This is a genomic window from Nonomuraea sp. NPDC049480, assembly GCF_044465905.1.
Lineage (GTDB): Bacteria > Actinomycetota > Actinomycetes > Streptosporangiales > Streptosporangiaceae > Nonomuraea.
Genome location: NZ_JBITMD010000010.1, coordinates 337,513 through 357,979, shown reverse-complemented (window position 1 = coordinate 357,979; position 20,467 = coordinate 337,513). Strand labels below are relative to the sequence as shown.

Below are 20,467 nucleotides of genomic sequence, written 5' to 3'. Positions count from 1 at the left end.
CGAAGTTCCTGGACGATGCCGGTGGGCTGCCATGAGCCGCCGGCAGACCTCCCGGCGTGAGGCAACGGGCTTCACGCAGGCCGAGGAAGACGTCGCCGAAGTGATGATCTGGCTGCGCTGCAATCACGGGCGCGAGGTCGGCTACGCCGACATCGCCGCCGGTGTCCAGATACCTGACGGCCACCGGCGTAACGGCGTTCCGCTGGTCAACGGCGCCTCTGGAAGACTGCCGCGTCCGACACCGAAAACCTGTGTTCGCCACAGTAGACATTTGTGGCCGCTGAGGCTATTGTTTCTCACATCGCAAGGACCGGATCGACCGGGCAGCGGAAGTATTGGCACCACGATGAACTGCCCGGAGCAAGATGAAGTGGAAGTGGATGGCAGAAGGTCGGACGTGATGGGCCAGCGAAGTGGTTTGGGGTCCTGACCGTGGACGCGCTGCCGTAGGTGAAGTTGTAGTTGCAGTTGGTAGGTGGCAGAAGGTCGGACGTGATGGGCCAGCGAAGTGGTTGGGGGTCCTGACCGTGGACGCGCTGCCGTAGGTGAAGTTGGACAGTAGGTCGCGAAGAAGAGATGAAGGGAGTGTTGAACGCCATCGGGATCGCCCGTTGCCGGCTGAGTCTCGCCGCTCGGGTACCGCAGTTCCACAGACAGGAAGGTGGTCTTCGGTCACGCATCCGCGATCCCCGCATCACCGCCGGACAGTACGGCGGGTGCGGAAAACAGTAAGCCGGCCAGATGGCCGGTAGATGGTAGATGGTGTTTGAACTCTTCGGGGCCCCGGCGCGACAGGCGCCGGGGCCCCCTGTGCGTAAACGGAAAGGAATGTATGGATCAACGTCGCTCGGCTGCCGGCGGTGACACGCTCGCTCACGGCAGGATTGCGGACACGGCCGGATCCAGGGCTGGATTCAGGGCTGAAGACCGGTTCGACGATCGCTTCGACGATGGGGACTACCCCGCCTACAGCATGGGCGCGGCCGCGGAAATGCTCGGTGTCAGCCCCACGTTCCTGCGGGCTCTGGGCGCCGCGAAACTGATCGAGCCGAAACGCTCCAGAGGCGGTCACCGCCGCTACTCCCGCTACCAACTGCGCCTGGCCGCGCGAGCCCGGGAACTCGTCGATCAGGGCACACCCGTGGATGCCGCCTGCCGGATCATCATCTTGGAAGACCAACTCGCCGAGGCGCTGCGCATCAACAACGCGCGCGACCGCCCGGCCGGACACTAACACCGGCGGTGTGAGAAGACCCGGAAGCGTGAGGCTGACCGGGTCTTGGTGCGCAGGTTGGCGACTTGATCGCGCTCGTTGTCTCTGGCCACGCATCTCCCGGAATTCATGCCACCTACCAGTGTGTGATGACGTTTCGCACGCCGTCGATCACTGGTATGCAGGGGCTGTGCGGCTGGCTGCCGGGGGGAGCCGAATCGTCGGGTCATGGGTGTCTGGGCTTCAGCACGTGCGGTTCCCAGGTGCCCGTGACGGCGCCCGTGACATGGTCCTTGCGTCTCCAGCCAGGTCGGCCTGCTGTTCAGGTGTCTCAGGCCCGGCGGCGGCTGCCCCGTCTCGATGGCCTCCTCCACCGACGACTCCACCTGGAACGCGGTGCGCAGACCTGTGATCGTCAGGATGCGCTCCAGCAGGGGCGGGATGTTCGACAAGACCAGGTTGCTCTGCTGCTCGGGCTCTGCTTGAGCAGCAGCACCAACACGCCGACGCCCATAGAGTCGCAGAAGGTCACGCCGCTCAGGTCCAGGACCAGCCCCGAGGTGCGGGTCGCCTGCCAGGCGTCCTTGACCTGGAGATGCAGCATTTTGGCGGAGGTGTAGTCGAGCTCGCCCGCCGCGCGGGCGACGATGAAGTGCTCGTGCAGGCCGATCGAGAGGGTGAAGCGCTCGGAGCCACCCTCGTCCTCGTCCATGGGACATCATCCTTGGCCCCAGGCAGACAACGAGCAACCCAAAGTCTTCGGCTAGCCAGCCGAAATTGCGTGATCACGATGCCTCATCGGGTTGTGACACAGGCACTCCCAGGGCACTCGGCTTTGGCCGCCTCCAGCTCGGCGAGGTCGTCCGGATGCTGGGGCGTCAGCCGTGGCGGCAATCTACTGCAGGGCGCCGACAAAACCGGGTGATCGCGGGGACCCGTGGTCTCCTCCACCCGCCTGCATGTCCCTGATCCACGTCCCTGATCCCGGCTCAGGATGTCCGCGCGGCCACCAGGCCGCCGACCAGCCGACCCTCGCGCGCCACGGCGTTCACCCGGTCAAGGGCGTCGTCAGAAGGAACGAGTCGTCGAGAGTGACCTCGGGCTGAGATCCGGCCCCCGGACTCCAAGAACGCGCTCGCGATGGCGATGGCGCTATGGCTCGTGGGGTCGTCCGGCTCCAGCGGGTCGAGGTTCTCGTCATGGGCGAACGCCGCATCGCCAGGCTGATCGGCCGGCTCCACGCCTTACAGGTCAGCCACAGGCGGCTGCCCTGCCCGCGAAGGGCAGGCTCGCTCCAGGCAGGGTGATACTCGACGAGTCACGAGCGTGGGACTCCTTCGTACGGAACTTGGCGGTTCAGTACGGAACCTACGCTCGTGATCTATTTACGCCGCGTCCGGGACGCGACCGGCGGCGTGCTGGCCACCGCCGTAGGCGGCATACCGGCTACATACCGCCGATCCCTAGCCTGAGGCTCATGACCCATCCCAGTCGACCGACTGGGCCTCGGAAAGGGGAAACAAGTTGCTAGGACGTAAGATCGGCACCTTGGCAGGGGGGCTCATCGCAGCGGCTGCGCTCATGGGCGGAACCACCCCCGCCCTGGCATCTGCCAAGGTCACATCGGGTACCGATGTCACAGCCGCTTGTGGCATTTCCGTCTCGAAGTGGTACACGAAAAATAACGGCCGTTACGTTGAGGTGAAGAACACCTGCACGACGTCCAAGACCTTCTGCGTGGACATCAACAACTGGCCCGACAAGGGGCCCTTCACAATCTCCGGCGCGGACCTCTACAAGTCGTTTCGATACGCCGGCGCCGGGGCCCCTCGCGGCCGAGGAATCTACCTGGCATCGGACTGTGGTCCCGTATAAGAGGTGCCGATAAGAGTCGAGCCGCCCGGCCCAAAGCGACGGTGCGTAACCCGGAGCCCGGGCGGCTTGGCATAAAGAGAGATATCGAGCACCACGACCTGGGGAAACATACTGGTGATCGTTATAACGCCAGACTTATCCCGCCATGTTCGAGCCGTCTTCCAGGTGTCCGACTACCTCACGTGATCGTTGCACCCAACGCTACTTTGGGGCCCGTCGCAGCTACCCGAGCGCCGGGCCAAGAAGTCGGGGCGGATCGGGCTGGGTGACGCGCGGACCTCGCGGGCTTCGGCGTCCAGGCCGTTAGCGTGGAGGGCGAGCGCGAGCAGGTCGGAGACCATGGGGCCGAGCGCGGCGTGGAGGGCGCGCACGTCGTCCAGGTGCGCGCACGCGCTGGCCGGGGTCGGCGCGATCGCAGCGGTGTCGGCTTGAACGCCTGACCAGGCTAATCGTTAACGGTAACGGGCATGTCCCAGCCTTGGTTGAGCGACCCGTCACAGCGGAACTGGGGCGGCCTGCGCGCCGTTCTCGATGCTCGCGTTGGAAATGCCCAGACACAGCCCGCTCCTGCGGTTGACCAGCACGAAGATGCCTGCCGGGTAGGGGTGCACGCCGTAGCGGATCTCCCAGTCCTGATTGAGGTCGCCGGCCGGATTCGCCTGAATGGCTATCGCGCCGTGCGCGGTGCTGCCGCCGCTGATGCCGAGGTTCTTGCGGGAGCCCATGTTCTCGAAACTCCAGTAGCCGCCGTCCAAGATATCGTTCCAGCTCTGGTACCACGTCGGCGCTTCGGCCTCCTGGACGATCCTGGCGCCGACGGCGTCGATCTCGTACGCGGGCTGAAGGAACTTCTTGGACTTGTAGTTCCGGATCCCGTAATAGACGATGTTGTGCGCGCCTTCCGAGGCCGGCAACGACGCGCGGGCTCGTTCGTGGCTCTCGGATGACTGTGCATGAGCGATCATCGGACTGGCCGCCATCAGTGCTGTAGCCAGGATCACCGCGGCGGCTTTCCTGGTGCGCGCATGGTGCGTCTCCTCGCGTAGGGGCTCATCCGGGCCGACGAGTCAGCGTGAGCATGACGCCCCTGGTACGGGGCTCGTCCAAGCGCCCGGCGGATTCCATCATCGGCGCGCGGCCGTCAGGGGGCGAGGGTGTTTCGGCGTCCGCCGAAAGACGCTGGTCCGCGGCGGACCGCCCGAGGAGGAGGTCGGCGCCCAGTTCGGTGAGGAAGTGCAGCACCAGGTTGAGCTGCCGGACGCTGACGATCAGGTTGGCCTGGCGGAGCACGTGAGCGTGTTCGCTGGCCGGGCCCGCCACGACAGCAGCACGCCCGGGGCGATGTCGTCGAAGAGGTCCTCCGGCAGCCCGATCGCCTTGATGGCGCCGAGCTTGAACACCTCCTTCTCCATCGTGGTGACGCTGACGTTGCCGGGGTACTCGCGGATCGCCGCGAACACGTCCGCGCCCTCGCTGTCCACCGGCGTCTCCTCCCCTTCGTCGTCCCTAGGCTGGGTGACTCCTGCTCGGCCTGGTCGGCCGCCTCTGCGGCCTCGCTGCGGCGGGCGATCAGGGTGAACATCCGCTGGATGACGTCGTCGCTGATTCGCGAGGACATACGCAGCGTCAGGGCCTTCCGGACTGGTCCAGCGCCGAGCCGACGATCCGTTGCATCCGCTGCTTGCTCCTCAAGGCCCAAGGCGACTCCCTCGGCGTCATCGCCGCCAAGACCGGCATCCCCAAGACCTCCCTGCACCGCTACCTCAGCGATTGACAAGCCGCGGCCGGTCGCGGAATCGAGCGTTTCTGAGACGGCCCGCCGGCGCCCGCAGATTGTCAGTGCCCGCGCATAGCGTTGGCTCACCCCCTGGACGCCCACGACGACGGGCGGGCCGAATGTCCTTCACCGCGCTTCACCCCACGCACTGAGCCGTGCCGGCGCGGTGGCGTCCTTGGGTTCCAGCCGCAGCGCCGGCAGGAGAGCGGCCGCGTGTATGAGTGACAACGTGATCTTCGTCCCGGCGAGGCTCCCAAGCGTCTCCGCCGTAATCACTCGTGAGCGGGCCATTCCTCCGCCAGGAGCGCGTATGAGAGACCGTCGAGCCATCCCTTGGTGCGGTGGAGTGAGTCTCTCACCGTGTGCTGTTCGCGGCGCATCCCGACCCGCTCCATCAGCCGCCACGAGGATTCGTTGTCGTAGAAGCAGTCCGCGTGCAGGCGGCGCAGGCCAAGACTCTTGAAGGAGATGTCGATGAGGGCGCGTACCGCTTCGGTGGCGTAGCCCTTGCCGCCGTAGGAGGGATCGAGCGTCCACCCGAGCTCTCCTTGGACGCTTTTCGCCTGGTCAGCGACCTCTTCCTGGGCCCAACCATCCTGGATTTTCAGTGTCAGGTCGCCGATCACCCGGCCGTCCAGTTCGACGATGAGCAGGTCTACGAGCCGCTCCTCGCGGAGGAAACGCTCACGGTAGTCGTCGTAGGTCTTTGTGGCGGCCGCGACCCATTCGTGAGTCTCCGGCAGTTGCCGGAAGGCCCAGGTCGCGTCCAGGTCGTCGGGGGCAGCCCGGCGCAACAGCAGCCGCTCGGTGGAAATCGGCCAGTCCAGCGTGTCAAGAGGGTGACGCATGGGCCCTCATACTGACAGCGGGCTGTGGTGATACACAAACGGATTACTGCGGACGACGTCTCCGACAACGACGCGGCGATCGCCCTACAGGAACCGACAGGACACCGAAGCGACCAGGGCTCCCGGAAACCCCGGCTCACCACCCGCGCCCTTGATCAGGTCCGCGACTTCTACGACCGCAGCAGCCTGGGGCTGATCCTGGGTGATGAAACTCAACGACGGCGTCGACCGGATCACCGCCGAGGTCATCGATGCCGCCCGCGATGCTCTGGTCATCGGGATCAGCTGACCACCCCGCTGCTGTCCGTGACGTACGCGGCCAAACAATGTTGCAGATTCCCGGCCAAGCTGCGTTGCAGGTCACGCCGCAGTCGGACGGCCGGCGCAATGTCATGAACGGGCGATCAACCGGCTCAAGAACTTCCAAGCCGTGGCCACCCGCGCGCCGGCGCACCCCGCACCTCGGACAAAAAGAATGGTTCAGTGTGCATTGCGCCACAGACTTTTCGAGGCAGATGCCCAGAGAGTGGACAGGAAACGGTGAGTGCCCACAGGCGGGACAACGGGCCGGGCGACGCCAATCGGACAAGCAGGCCCGCCGTCACACCATGAGCAACAGCACGTTCAAGCGAATACTCACCATGCTCACGGCGACAATGACCGTCTCGGCGGTGGCGATCGCGCTTCCCTCAGCGGCGAACGCGGGTGCCTACGGCTGCCGCGGCAACCTCGTCGGAAGCTGGCGGGTGCCGTTGAAGGACCTGCTCACCGGCGAGACGTACTACCGCAGCGACATCAAGCTGTTCTACAACCCGGCCAGCGGCTGGAACTGCGCCGCCCTGGTCAAGCGTCCCGGACACGCCCGCTACGGCGAGAAGACCCCGTTGTTCATCGAGATGTACAACGAGCGCTACGCCGAGGACGCCGTCAAGAACAACTACGACATGGAACAGGGCAGGTTCAAGTACTACGCCGGCCCGGTCAAGGTCTACGGCAAGAACATGTGCGTGAGTATCCACGTCATGCACGGCGACCACACCGGTCCCGGAGGCGAGGACGACTACAACGGTCGCCGTAGCCTCACCGGCGTCGCCTGCCGCTAGCCCGCTACATTGAGCAGCTGAGATCACTCGCGCGCGCCGAGCGCATCGGCGGGGCGGGGCCTCAGTGTGAATCTGGCCGGGATCGCCGTGGCCGCCAGCGCAAGGGCGGCCACGGCGCCGATCACCGCGACGTACGTGAGCGGCGGCACGTACGGCAGCGCCGATCCCGTCATCCCCAAGCTGAAGGCCGCCAGCGTGACCAGCGAGATCAGCGTCCCTACGGCCACGGCGACGGCCAGCGCCGTCAGCGTCTCCGTACGCAGCATGCGCGCCGCCTGCCGCCGCGTCGTGCCCACCACGCGCAGCAGGGCGAGCTCGCGCGAGCGGGCCAGGGTGGACATGGCCAAGGTGTTGACCACGGCGATCGCGCAGAAGGCGATGATCAGCCCCATGGCGACGTACGCGACCGCCGCGTTGGGGGCGCCGGGCGCAGCCTGGTCCAGCACGGTCCCGGCGGGAAGCGCCGCACGTGAGCCGCCGGCCACCAGCACGGTGCCACGGGTGTCGTCCACGTGGCCCGCGACGAGCCCGCGGGAGAGGGTCAGGTCACCGAAGCCCAGGCCACGGGAGTAGATCGCGGCGATCCGCACCACGGCTGGAGTGCCGTCGCCGAGCACCAGCGAGAGCCGGTCGCCCACGCCGGCGTCCAGCCGGGAGGCGGCGGTACGGCTGATAGCCGCCGACGTGTCGCCGAGCCCGTCCAGAGAGCCCGCCACCAGACCCAGGTCCATCGTCCGCTCCAGGCCGTCGAGGGTGACGGCTTGGGCGTCGTACTTCTCGAGATCGATCCTGACCGAGGTACGCAGCACCTCGGTCACGGCTCGCACGCCGGGCACCTGGCGAACGGCGGCCACGGACGTGCCCGGGGCGAGCACATGGTCGGCCTTGACGCCCGCGTTCCGCTCGCTCTGGGCGGCGTGTCCCATGGTGGCCGGCGCGAACAGGATCGTGCAGGTCATCGCCGTCATCAGGGTCAACGGCGTGATCACGGAGGCCAGCCGCCCGGTCCCGGCGCGCAGGCTCTTCCGCGCCAGGTAGCCGGCCACGCCGGGCGCCCGCAGCGGCAGCGCCGTCGCCGCCCGCGCGATCGCCGGTCCGAGCAGCGCGACCGCGATCGTCCACACCAGCGCGGTCAGCATGGTGACCGGGCTGGATGCCGCCTCCGTGGACAGATTGGACAGCACGATCGTCAGCGCCACCCCGCCGGCGAGGGCGATCAGGCCCGCGATCAGCCGCGCCGGCGGGAGACCCGCGGCGGGCATCGCTGTCTCTCCCAGCGCCTCCACCGGCCTGATCCGCGCGGTACGGCGGGCGGAGACGCGTGCCGCCACCCACGCGGCCGCCAGAGTGGTCAGCACCGCGGCGATCGCGGGGAACGGGCTGACGACCAGCCGCAGGTTCGGGGGCATCGCGCCCAGGTCGACGAACCTGGCCCGCAGCCAGAATCCCAGCAGGATCCCTCCCCCGGAGCCGAGCGCTCCGGCGACTGCGCTGATTGCCAGGGCCTCGCCGCCGATGAGCTTCCTGACCTGGCGCGGCATGGCGCCGACGGCCCTCAGCAGGGCGATCTCGCGCCGGCGCTGCTGCATGGACAGCGCGAACGTGCCCACCACGACGAGGATCGCCACCAGCAGCGAGGTGCCGCCGAGCGCGCCGCCCAGGCTGATGAGCCTGACCCGGGAGCCCTCCCCCTCCGGGAATTCGACCGCGCCGCGCTCGTCACCGGTGTAGGCCACGGCGCCCTTGACGGTGACGTCTGCTCCGGGCCAGACGCCGATCGCCGTCACCAGGCCGTCGCGTCCGGCCAGGCGGCGGGCCTCGCCGGTGGCGAAGAAGATCGTGTCCTGGCTGGGCAGCGCCTGTGCGGTCACTCCCACCACGCGGTAGCCGGGAATCGCCTGGCCGGCGTGGCGCACGTCCACGACCACCTCGTCCGCGGCCTTGGGGGCGCGCCCCTCGGCGAGCGTGAACGGGGTGAGCGCGGCGGACTCCCACCCGTGGGCGGTGTACCCGGCGTAGGGGAAGGTCACCTCGGTCACCACCTTCGTGACGCCGGGGACCCGCCGGATCTCCGAGGCCAGGGAGGCGGGGATCCACCGGCGCTCGGACAGGAGCTTGGCCTTCTCCTTGCCGCTCTCCTTGGTGTGCCTGACGTACTGGTCACCCGCCACGATCATCGGGGCGCCGGCGTACCGCTCGGGGGCGACGCCGCCGCGCAGTCCCGTCTCCAACAACATCCCGCACGCCGTCACCAGCGCGGCGGCGCACAGCAGGGCCACGAACGCGCCGGCGAATCCGGCCTTGCGGTGGCGGAGCGTTCTCAACGCGAAGGAGATCATTACTTCCACGCCCCCAGCCTGGTCATGCGCTCGGCCACCTTCTCGGCGGTCGGGGCCGTCATCGCGTCCACGATCCGGCCGTCGGCCAGGAAGAGCACCGTGTCGGCGTACGCGGCGGACACCGGGTCGTGGGTGACCATCACCACGGTCTGGCCGAGCGCGGAGACCACCTCCCGCAGCAGGGTCAGCACGTCGCGGGCGGTCATGGTGTCCAGCGCACCGGTCGGCTCGTCGCCGAACACCACCTCCGGCCTGGTCACCAGCGCTCTGGCGATGGCCACGCGCTGCTGCTGGCCGCCGGAGAGTTCGGCGGGGCGATGGTCGGTACGCCCGCCGAGACCCACCCGGTGCACGACCTCGTCCAGCCAGGGCCGGTCGATCCGGGCGCCGGCCAGCATGAGCGGGAGCGTGATGTTCTCGGTCACGGTCAGCGCGGAGACCAGGTTGAAGGCCTGGAACACGAAGCCGACCCGGCCCCGCCGGAGCTCGGTCAGCGCGTTCTCGTCCATGCTGGTCAGGTCGGTGCCACCCAGTCGTACCGCTCCTGAGCTGGGCACATCGAGCCCGGCCGCACAATGCAGGAAGGTGCTCTTGCCCGAGCCGGAGGGGCCCATGACGGCGGTGAAGGTGCCCCGGGGGATGCCGACCGACACCTCGCGCAGAGCCGCCACCGCGCTCCGGCCCTTGCCGTACACCTTGCTCACCGCGTCCAAACGCACTGCATCTGTCATGGGACCAAGCCTGCTGATCAGCGCTTTCCGCTGCCAGAGAGGCGATCACGACCCGGTCATGACCTCATCATGATCCGGACATAATGGTCAGGTGATCCGTATGCTCCTGGCCGAGGACCAGCACGTCATCAGAGAAGCGCTCGTGACCCTGCTCAGCCTCGAGCCCGACATCGAGGTCGTGGAGGCGGTCGAGTCGGGGGACGCGGCGGTGGCCGCGGCACTGGTGCACCGGCCGGACATAGCCGTCCTGGACATCGACATGCCCGGCAAGATCGACGGCCTCGACGCCGCCGGCGAGCTGCGCGCCAAGCTGCCGACCTGCCGCACGCTCATGCTCACCGGCCACGGCAAGCCGGGCCATCTCCGCCGCGCGCTCGCCTCCCAGGTGGACGGCTTCCTGCTGAAGACCGCCTCGCCGGAGGAGCTCGCCTCTGCGATCAGGAAGGTGGCACGGGGCGAACGCGTCCTCGACCCCTCACTCGCCGCCACCGCGTGGCACCTGGCCGACAACCCGCTCACCCCACGCGAAGCCGATGTCCTGCGGCTGGTCGCCGCGGGGTCCGAACCGCCCGAGATCGCCGGGCAGCTTTTCCTCAGCGCGGGGACCGTGCGCAACTACATCACCACGATCGTGGCCAAGCTCAACGCCCGCAACCGCACCGACGCGGTGCGCATCGCCTCCGAGGCGGGCTGGATCTAGGCGGGTGCCCAGGCGAGTGTCGGCACCGTGGCGGTCAGCTCGAACCAGCCGTCCTCGGCGGAGACGGCCAGCCGGCCGTCGAGCGCGGCCAGCCGGGTGGTGAGGTTGCCGATCCCGGACGAGCCGCGGCGGGACGTCGTGGAGCCCACGCCGTCGTTGCGCACGCTCAGTCGTACGACCCCGTCCTCCACTGACGTCGTGACCGTGCACCGGCGGGCGGAGCTGTGCCGCAGCACGTTGGTGACCGCCTCCCTGAGCACGATGCCGAGTGTGGTGTCCACGTCCCTGCCGAGGGTGTCGTGGCCCAGGTCGAGCTCGACCTCGATGCCCGCGGCCGACAGCAGCGAGCGGGCCGAGTCCGCCTCCGCGGTCAGCGACAACTCGCCGTGCTCGCCCGACACCGCCCGCAGGTCCTGCATCGCCCGCTCGGTCATCGTCAGCACGTCGTCGAGCTCCTTCCGCGCCCGCTCGGCGTCGAGCCTGCGGGCGAGCTCGCACTTGAGGAGGATCGCCGCCAGGGTGTGCCCGAGGAGGTCGTGCAGGTCCCGGGCGGCCCGCAGCCGCTCCTCGACGACGGCCGCGCGGGCCAGGCCGTCTTTCGACTCGCGCAGTTCCCTGGCCAGCTGGGCCAGCTTGAGCAGTCCGTACACGACCAGGCCCGTGACCACCGTGCTGATCGCGTAGTTCACGGTCAGCGGGATCGGCATGGCGAGCAGCACGCCCGAGACCGTGACGGTCGCCACGATCAACGCCACCAGTGGCAGCGCCACCGCCCACTGGAAGACCAGCAGGACCGGCCCCGCCAGGAAGCCGGCCACTCCCAGCCAGGCCTGCCCGAACAGCGGGATCGGGGCGAACGTCAGCACCGCCATGATCGACAGCGCCACGGGGTGACGGCCCTCGACCGATCGCAGCTGCATGAAGACGATGACGGCCAGCAGCGCAGCCGGCCACAGCGAGCCGGCCGCCAGCAGCGCCTTCACCGAGAACCCCACCGATACGGCCGCCAGCAACGCCATGGACAACGCGCTGTCGTAGGAGGGCTGGACGGGCGGGCGTACGGCGGGCAGGGTCGTCTCCACGGTCACCGAGGCGTCCCCGGCGAGCTCGACGGTGAGTGTGCCGCCGGCTGCCTCGACTTGTTCCGGCAGATCGCCGAGATCCTCGTCGCCCGCCGTCCGGGCGCCGTCGTGGGAGACGCGCAGTCGTACCGCGGTCCCCTCCGTGAGCGTCTCGATGCGGCAGGTGGTGGCCGTGCGGCGCCGGACGATCTCGATCACGGCCTCTCTGAGCACCGCCGCCAGGAGCGCGCCCGCTGGGCCGAGCGGCTCGGCGTGGCCGACGCGCACGTCCACGGTGACGCCTGCCGTGGTCAGCATCGCCTTGGCGGTGGAGAGCTCGGGTGCCAGGGACATGGCCCGGTAGCTCGCCGCCGCCGCCCGGGCATCGGCCAGCGAACTGCGCGCCGTCTCCACGTCAGGTGTTCCGGTACGCGCGCCGTCGGCGATCGCGGACAGTGCCCGTCCCAGGCCCGCGTTCAGCTCTGCGGCGATGCGCAGCCGCTCCTCGGCGGCCGCCGTCATCGCCAGCGACAGCCGGGCCGCGGTCACCTCGTCGATTCGGTCGATCATCCTGGTCAGGCCGTGCACGACCAGAGAGATCAGCACCATGCTGATCACCGGGTCGACGGGGCCCAGCAGGGCGGCGCTCGCCACGACAGCCAGGGCGAGCGGCCAGAGCGGGGTCAGGAGCAACGACCCGCCGACGAAGCCCAGGATGCCTACCGAGGAGCCGAACAGCAGCACCGATCCGTACGCCAGGGCCATCTGGAGGGCGATCAGCCACCACGAGCGCCGCCGGGTGAAGACCACCTGCACCCCGAACACGGCCGGCGCCAAGGGCGACCCGGCCACCACGTAGACGCTCGCGAAGCCCGCGAACACGACGGCAACGATCAGTTTCGCCCGCTTGTGCACCCGTGCAGCCTAGGAGATGTCCCCTCGCCACCTGGCCACGGGGACCGGGCCCGCCGCGGTCACCACCCGGCGGACGTCCGGGGCTGGGAGCCGGTTGCCCGCCGGGCGGAAACCGCCAGGATCACGGCGGCGCCAGCCGACACCAGCCCGACCAGGACGGCCGCGGCTTGGAGGGTCAGCGCGTCGGGGTTGACGAGGGCCTGTCCACGCTGCGCCTGCCACAGCACCAGCCCGGTGAGCCCGGCGTACCCGAACGCCGCGACGATCACCAGGGCCGTACGGGTCGCGGCGCTCGCGAGAACGGGAAGACGGCGAGACAGCAGGCGCAGTCCCATCGCGAGCAGCGGCAGTACCTGCAGCGCGTGCAGGCCGACGAAGTGCGCCACCCGCAGGTCGCCCGCGCCGGTCTCCCACCCGGTGACCGGCATGCTCGCGCCGCCGTCCGGCGCGCCGACGCTGTGCGCACCGATCGTGGCCAGGCTCAGGCCGTCGGCCAGATCGTGCGCCTGGTCCGGGGTGGGCGCGGTCATCAGATAGCCGACCGACATGCCGGCGAGCGAGATGACCAGCCCGAGCGGGATCGCCCACGCCATGGCCCGGTCCACCCGGCGCTGCGTCACCAGGAAGATCCCCATCGCGAACGTCATCAGCCAGCCCAGGTACGCGGCCCCGCCCATGATCATGAACACTGTCTCGTCCAGCCCGGTGGAGAAGTTGAAGTGGCTGGGCACGCCGCGCGCCGCCTGGAAGGTGATGGCCGCGATCTCGGGGCAGACGAACCCGGCCACGGCCACGGTGCCCAGCCACCACAACGTCCGCCGCCACCGCCCGACCTGACCGATCATCCACGCCAGCGTGATCGCGTACAGCCCGAAGGAGACCGCGAACTTGAACGGCTTGAGCCACACTCCCTGACCCATCAGCGTTCGCCCGTCGACCACGAGCCCCAGTGCGCTGGCCAGAGCGAGCACCGCCATCGCCGCCGCGCAGTAGGTGAGCGGCCCGTGCCATGAGGACGCGACCTTGAGAATTTCCCGGCGCTGAATTTCCCGGTGCTGAAGCAGAGCACTCATGATGAATCCTTCACATCGACTGAGTGCAAGCCTGCTGGCCGAGGGCCCCGCCAACCAGAGAGACGATCACCAGCCCGGCATGACCTCGTCACGAAACAGACATATGGCGCCCGAGGCGTCGATCGAGCAGGCGGCGGACACGAAGGTCGCCGCCGTTTCGGTGACGGTCAGCCGGTCAGTCCGGCGTCGTGGGCGAGCAGCGCGATCTGGGTGCGGTTGTTGAGGGCCAGCTTGGCGAGTATCGACGACACGTGCGCTTTGACGGTGGCCACGCTCATGAACAGCTCGTCGCCGATCTGTGCGTTGGACCTGCCCTGGCCCACCGCCACGGCGACCTCCCGTTCCCGTTGGCTGAGCCTGGCCAGCAAGGTCCGGGCGTTGCGCTGCCGGGCGTCCGCGCCGGTGGTGCCGACGTGGGCGATGAGCCGGCGGGTGACCGCCGGTGACAGGATCGGGTCGCCGGCCGCGACGCGGGATATCGCATGCAGGATCTCGGTGGGCCGGGTGTCCTTGAGCAGGAAGCCGCCGGCCCCGGCGCGCAGCGCCCGCAGCACGTACTCGTCGGCGTGGAAGGTGGTCAGCACGATGACCTCCGGCGGATCTGGCCGGGCGCGCAGGAGTTCGGTGGCCGCCAGGCCGTCGAGCCTGGGCATGCGGATGTCCATCAGGACCACGTCCGGGGCGCAGGCGTCGACCGCCGCGACCACCTCGGTTCCGTCGGCGGCCTCGCCGACCAGGGTGAGATCGGGTGCGGTGTCCAGGATCATCGCCAGACCCGCCCGCACGAGCGGGTCGTCGTCCACGACGAGGACCCGGATCGCCGCGCTCATGCCGGCCACGGCAGCCAGGCCCAGAGCCGGAAGTCACCGGCGGGGGTGCGGCCGTGTTCCAGCCGCCCCCCGGCGAGACCGGCCCGTTCGGCGAGCCCGATGATGCCGCTGCCGGCGCCTGGGATGGACCTGGTGTCCGCGGCGTCCAGCGGCCATGGGTTGCGGATCTCGACCGTCAGACCATCACCCCGAATGCCGTGCACGGTCACCGACACCTCGGCACCGTGCGCATGTTTGCGGGCATTGGTGAGTCCCTCCTGCACGATCCGGTACGCGTTGCGTCCGATCGCCACCGGCACGGTCGCCGGATCGGCCATCCGGCAGTCCAACCGGACCCGTATCCCGGCCCGCCGTGACTCATCGGCCAGCTGGGGCAGGTCGGCCAGCGTAGGCTGGGGCCGCTCCGGGGCATCGTCGGCCCAGTCGTCACCCGCAGGGTCCGCCCGCAGCACGCCGATCACCTCGCGCAGGTCCTCCAACGCCTGATGGGCGGTGTCGCGGATCACCCCTGCGGCGCGGGCGATCTCGTCGGCCTGCCCGCCCGAGCGCAGCTCCAAAGCCCCGGCGTGCAGGCTCAGCAGGGAGATGCGGTGCGCAAGCACGTCGTGCATCTCCCGGGCGATGCGGGTGCGTTCGAGCTGGCGGGCCCGAGCCATCAGGAGCTCATGCTCGGCCTCGGCCCTCCGAGCCCGTTCGCGTCGAGACTGCCGCCGGGCCCGGACGAACATCCCCCACGCGAGCATCGCCGTCACGCAGACGACGCCGAGCACGGCTTGCGACCAGTGCGTCACCGACTCGTCCGGCCGGACCAGCAGTGAGAGAAACGCGGCGAGCGAATGCCCGGCCACGATCGGGGCGACCACCGCGAAGCGCCGGTGCACCGCGACGGTGAACAGCGCGATCAGCGCCACGCCGGAGGCGGCCAACGACCAGACGCTGAACACCCCCACGATCACCGCGATGCCGACCGGCCAACGGCGACGCAGCCACAACCCGAGACAGCCCAGCGCGCCCATGGTGAGATCCACGGCGAGCAGCACCGGGGGGCGACGCTGCTCGATGCCGTCGAGAAGGACGAGCACGGTGAAACAGACGGCCAGCGAGAAGAACAGGACGTCGACTGCCCAATCGCGCCGTGAGCGCCGGATCCGGCGTGGTCGATCGGGGCGGGCGCCGCTGAGCAGACCGGCGGGCAGCAGGCCCCGACTCTCCAGGTCCGCCGGGATGGTCACGATCAAACGATACGTGTCGGCGGGTCCGGCGGCATCCGACCAAAGTCGGACCCTGAACGTAGTCCTATGTCCAGCCGATCCCCACCTTCGACCGAAGCGGCGGACCGGGCGCTCCGGCAGGCTGATCCACACGACGCCCGCAGCCGCGCGGACGGTCGCGACACAAGAGACGGTCGACCCGGCTGGAGGAAGAAATGAGCACAAATACCCAGGCGTCGCGCGCGGAGATCGACACGAAACTGAGAATGTCAACGCTCTGGATCGTCGTACTGTTCAACATGCTCTTTGCGGATATTCTAAACTTTATTACACCCGGCACTCTGCAGGAAATCGCAACGGGATATGCGGACTCGCTTCAGATCACCCCAGGAATCCTGCTGGTGTTCGCAGCACTGCTGGAGATCCCCATCGCCATGATCTTCCTGTCCCGAGTATTGAAGTACAGGATGAATCGTTTGGCGAACATCGTCGCATGCGTCATAACCATTGTGTTTACGATAGGCGGCGGGACGGCCAATCTCCACTATGCATTCTTTGCGACCGCTGAGGTCGTGTGCATGTTACTGATCATCCGATATGCGTGGAAATGGCCTAGCCCTGAAGATGGGCGTACGACGTAGTGCGGCCGGCACCGGCCTTCTCCGCGGCCTGTTCGGGCAGCCCCGGAACTCCTTCTACTGCTCGTCCTGGGACAGGTGGGCCTTGGCGTCGGCGTAGGAGGCGTCGCCGGTCGCCCCGGCAGGCCGGTATACCAGGTACAGCACACCCGTCGTGAACGTCTCCGACTTGATCAGCTCCAGAGGGACGGGGTTGTCCCCCTCGTCGAACAGGCGCTCGCCCTTGCGGACGGCGATCGGGTGCACCAGCAGGTGCAGTTCGTCCAGCACTCCCGCGGCCAGCAGCTGGCGGACCACCGAGATCGAGCCGCTCACGGCGATGCGGCCGCCCTGCTCCTTCTTCAACGCGGTCACGGCCTCGACCAGGTCGCCCTGGAGCAACTCGGAGTTGCGCCAGGCGAACTCCAGGGGCTGCCGCGACACGACGATCTTCCGTGCGTCACCGAGCGTCTTCGCGAAGCCGGCGTCTTCGCCGCCCTCGGCCTCCCGCTCCGGCCACGCTCCGGCGAAGCTGTCATAGGTCTTGCGCCCCAGGAGCAGGGTGTCGGTCATCTGCGCCCCCACGGCGGCACCCATCTCGTCGTTGAAGTACGGGAAATGCCACTCCGCCGGCTCCTCGACGACCCCGTCGAGGGAGATGAACAGGCTTGCGGCGATCGTCCTCATGATGATCCTCCAGGAAGGGGCGGGGCCGTCCGGCCCCGCCGTTCTGATGTGCCTTCAGCCTCGCGGGACCTGCTTACGGATCGCTTAAGGTCTCCCTTTGGGACGGGCGACGCCCTCCGGATCCACAGTGGATCATGCATCCTGGGCATGCATGCGCGCTTCCCCTTCAAGGAGCTGCCGTGACCCGGTATGCCGTCGACCACACCCGCAACGCGCTCACCGCATACTGGAGCACCGGCATCGGCGACGTCGCCACCACCGTGGCCGACCTCCCCACCGCCGCCTTCCTCCCAGACATCCTGCGTCTGGCGACCTGCCTGACCGAGCTGTCGCAAGCGTCTCTGATCGGCTTGGCGATCCTGAGGAATCCCCAGGAACAATGCACGGCGAAATGCCGGGTATGCGCCGATCGTCTTCGTGCCCTGGTGCCGGTGGACAAAGCCCCCGGCCCGCGTGGCACGTCCCTCCGGACGCCATCGGTCCAGCGTGCACGGCTATGGGACCGAGGAGGGCCTTCACCACCCAGAACTCCCTTCGGCTGCGAGGCGCTGATCTCGCAGGTCGACCCGGCAGCAGCCGCCATCGCAACAACCTCATAACCGGGATCCACGGCTGCTGGCTGCAGTACCCACACCATGCACACGCGCAGGACGCCCTCTCCGGCCACGATCCATGCGGCGGCCGGGGGGAGGAACGCCACACCGAGGCATTCCTCACTGAAGTCCGGAGGGAAGCGGCCGTCCGCCGCCGGCACCTTCTTTAGACCTTGCCTCTGCGCCCGGCTCCCGGGCACGGTACAGCACGCGGCCTTCGGCCGGCCCGATCCCTGTTCAGGAGCCGCGCCGGCACGGCGATGCGGCGCGCCTCCGTGCGAGAGAGCTTGTGGAGGGCGCGACACGAGGTCAGGCGGCCGGTCCGGCAAGGAACCCTGGGCGACCTCGGTGTTACGTTGTGTGCATGGTCGAGGAGATCACACCGAGGCAGTTCCACGCGAGCGTCGGCGTCGACGATTGGCGGGTGCTGTTCGGTGGGGCGTGTGCGTACTTCCGCACCGGATCGTTCATGGCCGGTGTCGCGCTCGTGAACGCGATCAGCGACCTGGCGGGCGTCGGCGGCCGTCATCCCGATGTCGACCTGCGGCACGAGGGTGTGACGGTGCGCCTGATGACGTATCAGGGCGGCGGGCTGAGCCGGCGCGACGTCGAGATGGCCCGGGGGATCTCGGCGGCGGCGCGCGAGCTGGACGCGCCTGCCGACCCGGCCGCCGTTCAGACCGTCCAGGTCGCGATCGACTCGCTCGTCAGCCCCAAGGTGATGCCCTTCTGGCGGGCCGTGCTGGGCTATCGGGAGCTGGGCGACGAGGACCTGGTCGACCCGTACAGGCGGGGGCCTTCGATCTGGTTTCAGGAGATGGACGCGCCGCGCCCGCAGCGCAACCGGATCCACATCGACGTCTCGGTGCCGCACGACCAGGCCGAGGCTCGTATCGCTGCGGCGCTCGCCGCGGGCGGGCATCTGCTCTCCGACGAGAACGCGCCGGCGTGGTGGACGTTGGCCGACGCCGAGGGCAACGAGGTCGATGTGGCCACCTGGATGGGCCGCGACTGAGACCGGCCGGTCAACGGTGGAGCGCGTCCGGGGCGTCGTCATCGACCAGGAAGCCACCGGATTGGTGGTGCCAGAGCCGGGCGTAGGCACCTTGCGCCTGGAGCAGCTCGCTGTGGGTGCCCTGCTCCACGACATGTCCCCGGTTGAGCACAACAAGCCGGTCCATGCGGACGACGGTGCTCAGGCGGTGGGCGACCACGAGCGCGGTGCGGTCCTGCATCAGATGCCACAAGGCTTCCTGGACGAGGAGTTCGCTTTCGGAGTCCAGGGCACTGGTCGCCTCGTCCAGCAGCAGGATCGGGGAGTCGCGCAGGATGGCGCGGGCGAGGGCGAGGCGTTGCCGCTGCCCGCCGGAGAGCTTGATGCCACGCTCGCCGACCAAGGTGTCGAATCCGTTCGGCAGAGAGTCGGCGAATTCCATGACATGCGCTGCCCTCGCGGCCCGGAGGATCTCGGCTTCGGTGGCGCCCGGCCGGGCGAACGCGATGTTGTCGCGCAATGACCGGTGGAACATGGCGGGTTCCTGGGGGACATAGGCGATCAGGCTGCGTAGGTCGGCTTGGCGCAGTCGGGTGATGTCCTGGCCGCCTATCAGGATCCGGCCTTCGTCGATGTCCATGAGGCGCAGCAACAGCCGGGTGAGGGTGCTCTTGCCGCCGCCGGACTGACCGACCAGCCCGATCTTGGTCCCGCTGGGAATGTCCAGATCCAGGCCCTCGAAGAGGGGTGGGCCGCCGGCGTGCGCGAACCTCACCCGCTCGAAGCGCACGCTCGCGTCGGCCGGGCGCAGCGGCTGCGGGTCGGGCGGATCCACCACGGTCGGCGGCACCAGGAGCAGTTCGGTGAACTGGGCGGCTTCGGTGAGCACGCTCTCGATGCGCCGGTAGATCTGGTTGAACTCGAACATGATGTTGATCGTGTTCGTGTAATAGGTGAACGTCACCACGATGGCCTCGACGCCTAGACCGCCTCGGAGCGCCACGGCGAGGAGCAGGCCGACGGAGCTGGTGAGGACCGCCAGCGGCGCGACGACGGTGTCCACCCGGAGATTGCCGTAATCCCAGGACCGGAGCGACAGCCTGTGCTGCTCGGCGACCCTGACCCGATGTTCGGCGGCTTCGCGGTCCTCGGCGGCGAACGCGCGGACCGTCTCCATGTTGGCCAGCACATCGGCGACGTGGCCCGACACCAGCACCTTGGCGGCCTCACGTTCGTCGACCAGCGCCTGGCGACGGCGAATCAGCGGGGTTACGAGAAAACCGGTGACCATGATCAGGCCCACGAGAACGAGGACCAGCAGCGGGTGATACCGCCACAGCACCACCGAGGCGAAGGCCAGCGGCACCACCTTGGCCATGATCGAGAACGTGAGCGTGTCGGCGAAGTCCTCGAACCTGGAGGAGAATCCCAGCACCCGTTTGGTCAGCGAACCGGCGAAGTTGTCATGGAAGAACGCGGCGTCCTTGGTCAGCAACTCGTCCATGCCCACCACGCCGAGCCGCTCGATGCCCCTGGCGTCCGTACGGTTGAGGAAGTGCATTCCCACCCGCCACAGCGCCTCGCCCGCCAGCAGCAACGCGCCGAAGCCGAGCACATAAGGCAGGAGCGCGGCGACGGAGCCGTCCCCGCCGCCGGCCAGATGCCCGACAAGCCCGGCCACCGCCAGCGGTGCCAGGTAGAACAGGCAGATGTTCCCCATGGCCGGTAGCGTCAGCGCGGGCACCGCGACCCGCCACTGGCGCCGCAGCTCACCGCAGTAGAGGCGCAGTGCCAGCAGGATCGCCGACTTTCGTGCAGATGGACCGCTTCGTGAGTCCTCAAGCGATTCGAGCAAAGCCATATCGCCCTCCCGAATGCCGACGCCGCCTTGGCCATGTTG

23 protein-coding genes are annotated in these 20,467 nt (G+C 68.6%); 8 read left to right on the top strand and 15 right to left on the bottom strand.

The window, feature by feature from the left end:
- Positions 1 to 31 precede the first annotated feature (31 nt).
- Positions 32 to 430 (top strand): hypothetical protein, encoded by a 399-nt coding sequence (locus tag ACIBX3_RS29285; RefSeq protein WP_397122452.1) that lies wholly within the window; start codon positions 32 to 34, stop codon positions 428 to 430.
- Positions 431 to 832: 402 nt separating this feature from the next.
- Positions 833 to 1,234 carry a helix-turn-helix domain-containing protein gene (locus ACIBX3_RS29280; RefSeq protein ID WP_397122450.1) on the top strand — a complete coding sequence of 134 codons (402 nt, stop codon included), beginning with the start codon at positions 833 to 835 and terminating at the stop codon, positions 1,232 to 1,234.
- Positions 1,235 to 1,628: 394 nt separating this feature from the next.
- Here ACIBX3_RS29280 and ACIBX3_RS29275 read toward each other — a convergent pair whose 3' ends face one another.
- The 5 genes from ACIBX3_RS29275 to ACIBX3_RS29255 all read right to left on the bottom strand — a co-directional run bounded on the left by ACIBX3_RS29275 (position 1,629) and on the right by ACIBX3_RS29255 (position 4,569).
- Positions 1,629 to 1,925 (bottom strand): STAS domain-containing protein, encoded by a 297-nt coding sequence (locus tag ACIBX3_RS29275; protein WP_397122448.1) that lies wholly within the window; start codon positions 1,923 to 1,925, stop codon positions 1,629 to 1,631.
- Positions 1,926 to 2,202: 277 nt separating this feature from the next.
- Positions 2,203 to 2,454, bottom strand: coding sequence for a hypothetical protein (locus ACIBX3_RS29270; RefSeq protein ID WP_397122446.1), 252 nt, complete (start codon positions 2,452 to 2,454; stop codon positions 2,203 to 2,205).
- 1,128 nt (positions 2,455 to 3,582) lie between these two features.
- Positions 3,583 to 4,089, bottom strand: coding sequence for an RICIN domain-containing protein (locus tag ACIBX3_RS29265; RefSeq protein WP_397122444.1), 507 nt, complete (start codon positions 4,087 to 4,089; stop codon positions 3,583 to 3,585).
- Positions 4,090 to 4,138: 49 nt separating this feature from the next.
- Positions 4,139 to 4,378, bottom strand: coding sequence for a hypothetical protein (locus ACIBX3_RS29260; protein WP_397122442.1), 240 nt, complete (start codon positions 4,376 to 4,378; stop codon positions 4,139 to 4,141).
- Complete coding sequence (locus tag ACIBX3_RS29255; RefSeq protein ID WP_397122440.1) at positions 4,357 to 4,569, bottom strand: hypothetical protein; 213 nt, start codon at positions 4,567 to 4,569, stop codon at positions 4,357 to 4,359. The genes ACIBX3_RS29260 and ACIBX3_RS29255 overlap by 22 nt, the downstream gene beginning before the upstream one ends.
- A 200-nt stretch (positions 4,570 to 4,769) precedes the next feature.
- On the opposite strand from ACIBX3_RS29255, the gene ACIBX3_RS29250 reads away from it, so the two are divergent.
- The gene (locus tag ACIBX3_RS29250) at positions 4,770 to 4,862 is read left to right on the top strand and encodes a helix-turn-helix domain-containing protein (RefSeq protein WP_397122439.1); all 93 of its coding nucleotides are present in this window, start codon (positions 4,770 to 4,772) and stop codon (positions 4,860 to 4,862) included.
- 275 nt (positions 4,863 to 5,137) lie between these two features.
- Here ACIBX3_RS29250 and ACIBX3_RS29245 read toward each other — a convergent pair whose 3' ends face one another.
- Positions 5,138 to 5,713 (bottom strand): GNAT family N-acetyltransferase, encoded by a 576-nt coding sequence (locus ACIBX3_RS29245; RefSeq protein ID WP_397122437.1) that lies wholly within the window; start codon positions 5,711 to 5,713, stop codon positions 5,138 to 5,140.
- An 84-nt stretch (positions 5,714 to 5,797) separates the two neighbouring features.
- Entirely contained in the window at positions 5,798 to 5,989 is a 192-nt protein-coding gene (locus ACIBX3_RS29240; RefSeq protein WP_397122435.1) for a hypothetical protein, read from the bottom strand.
- A gap of 332 nt (positions 5,990 to 6,321) precedes the next feature.
- On the opposite strand from ACIBX3_RS29240, the gene ACIBX3_RS29235 reads away from it, so the two are divergent.
- Positions 6,322 to 6,816, top strand: coding sequence for a hypothetical protein (locus tag ACIBX3_RS29235; RefSeq protein WP_397122433.1), 495 nt, complete (start codon positions 6,322 to 6,324; stop codon positions 6,814 to 6,816).
- A gap of 23 nt (positions 6,817 to 6,839) precedes the next feature.
- On the opposite strand, the gene ACIBX3_RS29230 is transcribed toward ACIBX3_RS29235, so the two are convergent.
- Together ACIBX3_RS29230 and ACIBX3_RS29225 are read right to left on the bottom strand one after the other, a co-directional pair.
- Positions 6,840 to 9,155 carry an FtsX-like permease family protein gene (locus ACIBX3_RS29230; protein WP_397122559.1) on the bottom strand — a complete coding sequence of 772 codons (2,316 nt, stop codon included), beginning with the start codon at positions 9,153 to 9,155 and terminating at the stop codon, positions 6,840 to 6,842.
- Positions 9,155 to 9,886, bottom strand: coding sequence for an ABC transporter ATP-binding protein (locus tag ACIBX3_RS29225; RefSeq protein ID WP_397122431.1), 732 nt, complete (start codon positions 9,884 to 9,886; stop codon positions 9,155 to 9,157). Before ACIBX3_RS29225 ends, ACIBX3_RS29230 begins: the two co-directional genes overlap by 1 nt.
- 91 nt (positions 9,887 to 9,977) lie before the next feature.
- Here ACIBX3_RS29225 and ACIBX3_RS29220 point away from each other — a divergent pair, with 91 nt between their 5' ends.
- Positions 9,978 to 10,586 (top strand): DNA-binding response regulator, encoded by a 609-nt coding sequence (locus tag ACIBX3_RS29220; protein ID WP_397122429.1) that lies wholly within the window; start codon positions 9,978 to 9,980, stop codon positions 10,584 to 10,586.
- Here ACIBX3_RS29220 and ACIBX3_RS29215 read toward each other — a convergent pair.
- The 4 genes from ACIBX3_RS29215 to ACIBX3_RS29200 form a co-directional block, all read right to left on the bottom strand.
- On the bottom strand, positions 10,583 to 12,562 hold the full coding sequence (locus tag ACIBX3_RS29215) for a histidine kinase (RefSeq protein ID WP_397122427.1): 1,980 nt from the start codon (positions 12,560 to 12,562) through the stop codon (positions 10,583 to 10,585). The genes ACIBX3_RS29220 and ACIBX3_RS29215 overlap by 4 nt on opposite strands.
- A gap of 59 nt (positions 12,563 to 12,621) precedes the next feature.
- Positions 12,622 to 13,635: a hypothetical protein gene (locus ACIBX3_RS29210; RefSeq protein ID WP_397122425.1), complete on the bottom strand. Its 1,014-nt coding sequence runs from the start codon at positions 13,633 to 13,635 to the stop codon at positions 12,622 to 12,624.
- Between the two features lie 167 nt (positions 13,636 to 13,802).
- Positions 13,803 to 14,465, bottom strand: a complete 663-nt coding sequence (locus ACIBX3_RS29205) for a response regulator (RefSeq protein WP_397122423.1) — start codon at positions 14,463 to 14,465, stop codon at positions 13,803 to 13,805.
- Entirely contained in the window at positions 14,462 to 15,697 is a 1,236-nt protein-coding gene (locus ACIBX3_RS29200; protein ID WP_397122421.1) for a sensor histidine kinase, read from the bottom strand. The genes ACIBX3_RS29205 and ACIBX3_RS29200 overlap by 4 nt, the downstream gene beginning before the upstream one ends.
- A gap of 194 nt (positions 15,698 to 15,891) precedes the next feature.
- On the opposite strand from ACIBX3_RS29200, the gene ACIBX3_RS29195 reads away from it, so the two are divergent.
- On the top strand, positions 15,892 to 16,317 hold the full coding sequence (locus ACIBX3_RS29195; RefSeq protein WP_397122419.1) for a DUF6326 family protein: 426 nt from the start codon (positions 15,892 to 15,894) through the stop codon (positions 16,315 to 16,317).
- A gap of 54 nt (positions 16,318 to 16,371) precedes the next feature.
- On the opposite strand, the gene ACIBX3_RS29190 is transcribed toward ACIBX3_RS29195, so the two are convergent.
- On the bottom strand, positions 16,372 to 16,980 hold the full coding sequence (locus ACIBX3_RS29190) for a dihydrofolate reductase family protein (protein ID WP_397122417.1): 609 nt from the start codon (positions 16,978 to 16,980) through the stop codon (positions 16,372 to 16,374).
- 179 nt (positions 16,981 to 17,159) lie between these two features.
- Here ACIBX3_RS29190 and ACIBX3_RS29185 point away from each other — a divergent pair, with 179 nt between their 5' ends.
- Together ACIBX3_RS29185 and ACIBX3_RS29180 are read left to right on the top strand one after the other, a co-directional pair.
- On the top strand, positions 17,160 to 17,579 hold the full coding sequence (locus tag ACIBX3_RS29185; RefSeq protein WP_397122415.1) for a hypothetical protein: 420 nt from the start codon (positions 17,160 to 17,162) through the stop codon (positions 17,577 to 17,579).
- Positions 17,580 to 17,937: 358 nt separating this feature from the next.
- The gene (locus ACIBX3_RS29180) at positions 17,938 to 18,588 is read left to right on the top strand and encodes a VOC family protein (protein WP_397122413.1); all 651 of its coding nucleotides are present in this window, start codon (positions 17,938 to 17,940) and stop codon (positions 18,586 to 18,588) included.
- A 10-nt stretch (positions 18,589 to 18,598) separates the two neighbouring features.
- Here the strand turns inward: ACIBX3_RS29180 and ACIBX3_RS29175 are convergent, their stop codons facing one another.
- Complete coding sequence (locus ACIBX3_RS29175) at positions 18,599 to 20,428, bottom strand: ABC transporter ATP-binding protein (RefSeq protein ID WP_397122411.1); 1,830 nt, start codon at positions 20,426 to 20,428, stop codon at positions 18,599 to 18,601.
- Positions 20,429 to 20,467: the final 39 nt, after the last annotated feature.

Bases quoted from the DNA above. Each gene is read 5' to 3' on its own strand.
- ACIBX3_RS29210 (WP_397122425.1), bottom strand. From the start codon at position 13,635: ATGAGTGCTCTGCTTCAGCACCGGGAAATTCAGCGCCGGGAAATTCTC.
- ACIBX3_RS29235 (WP_397122433.1), top strand. From the start codon at position 6,322: ATGAGCAACAGCACGTTCAAGCGAATACTCACCATGCTCACGGCGACA.
- ACIBX3_RS29175 (WP_397122411.1), bottom strand. From the start codon at position 20,428: ATGGCTTTGCTCGAATCGCTTGAGGACTCACGAAGCGGTCCATCTGCA.
- ACIBX3_RS29190 (WP_397122417.1), bottom strand. From the start codon at position 16,980: ATGAGGACGATCGCCGCAAGCCTGTTCATCTCCCTCGACGGGGTCGTC.
- ACIBX3_RS29225 (WP_397122431.1), bottom strand. From the start codon at position 9,886: ATGACAGATGCAGTGCGTTTGGACGCGGTGAGCAAGGTGTACGGCAAG.
- ACIBX3_RS29205 (WP_397122423.1), bottom strand. From the start codon at position 14,465: ATGAGCGCGGCGATCCGGGTCCTCGTCGTGGACGACGACCCGCTCGTG.
- ACIBX3_RS29280 (WP_397122450.1), top strand. From the start codon at position 833: ATGGATCAACGTCGCTCGGCTGCCGGCGGTGACACGCTCGCTCACGGC.
- ACIBX3_RS29230 (WP_397122559.1), bottom strand. From the start codon at position 9,155: ATGATCTCCTTCGCGTTGAGAACGCTCCGCCACCGCAAGGCCGGATTC.
- ACIBX3_RS29180 (WP_397122413.1), top strand. From the start codon at position 17,938: ATGGTCGAGGAGATCACACCGAGGCAGTTCCACGCGAGCGTCGGCGTC.
- ACIBX3_RS29195 (WP_397122419.1), top strand. From the start codon at position 15,892: ATGAGCACAAATACCCAGGCGTCGCGCGCGGAGATCGACACGAAACTG.
- ACIBX3_RS29285 (WP_397122452.1), top strand. From the start codon at position 32: ATGAGCCGCCGGCAGACCTCCCGGCGTGAGGCAACGGGCTTCACGCAG.
- ACIBX3_RS29275 (WP_397122448.1), bottom strand. From the start codon at position 1,925: ATGGACGAGGACGAGGGTGGCTCCGAGCGCTTCACCCTCTCGATCGGC.
- ACIBX3_RS29240 (WP_397122435.1), bottom strand. From the start codon at position 5,989: ATGACCAGAGCATCGCGGGCGGCATCGATGACCTCGGCGGTGATCCGG.
- ACIBX3_RS29245 (WP_397122437.1), bottom strand. From the start codon at position 5,713: ATGCGTCACCCTCTTGACACGCTGGACTGGCCGATTTCCACCGAGCGG.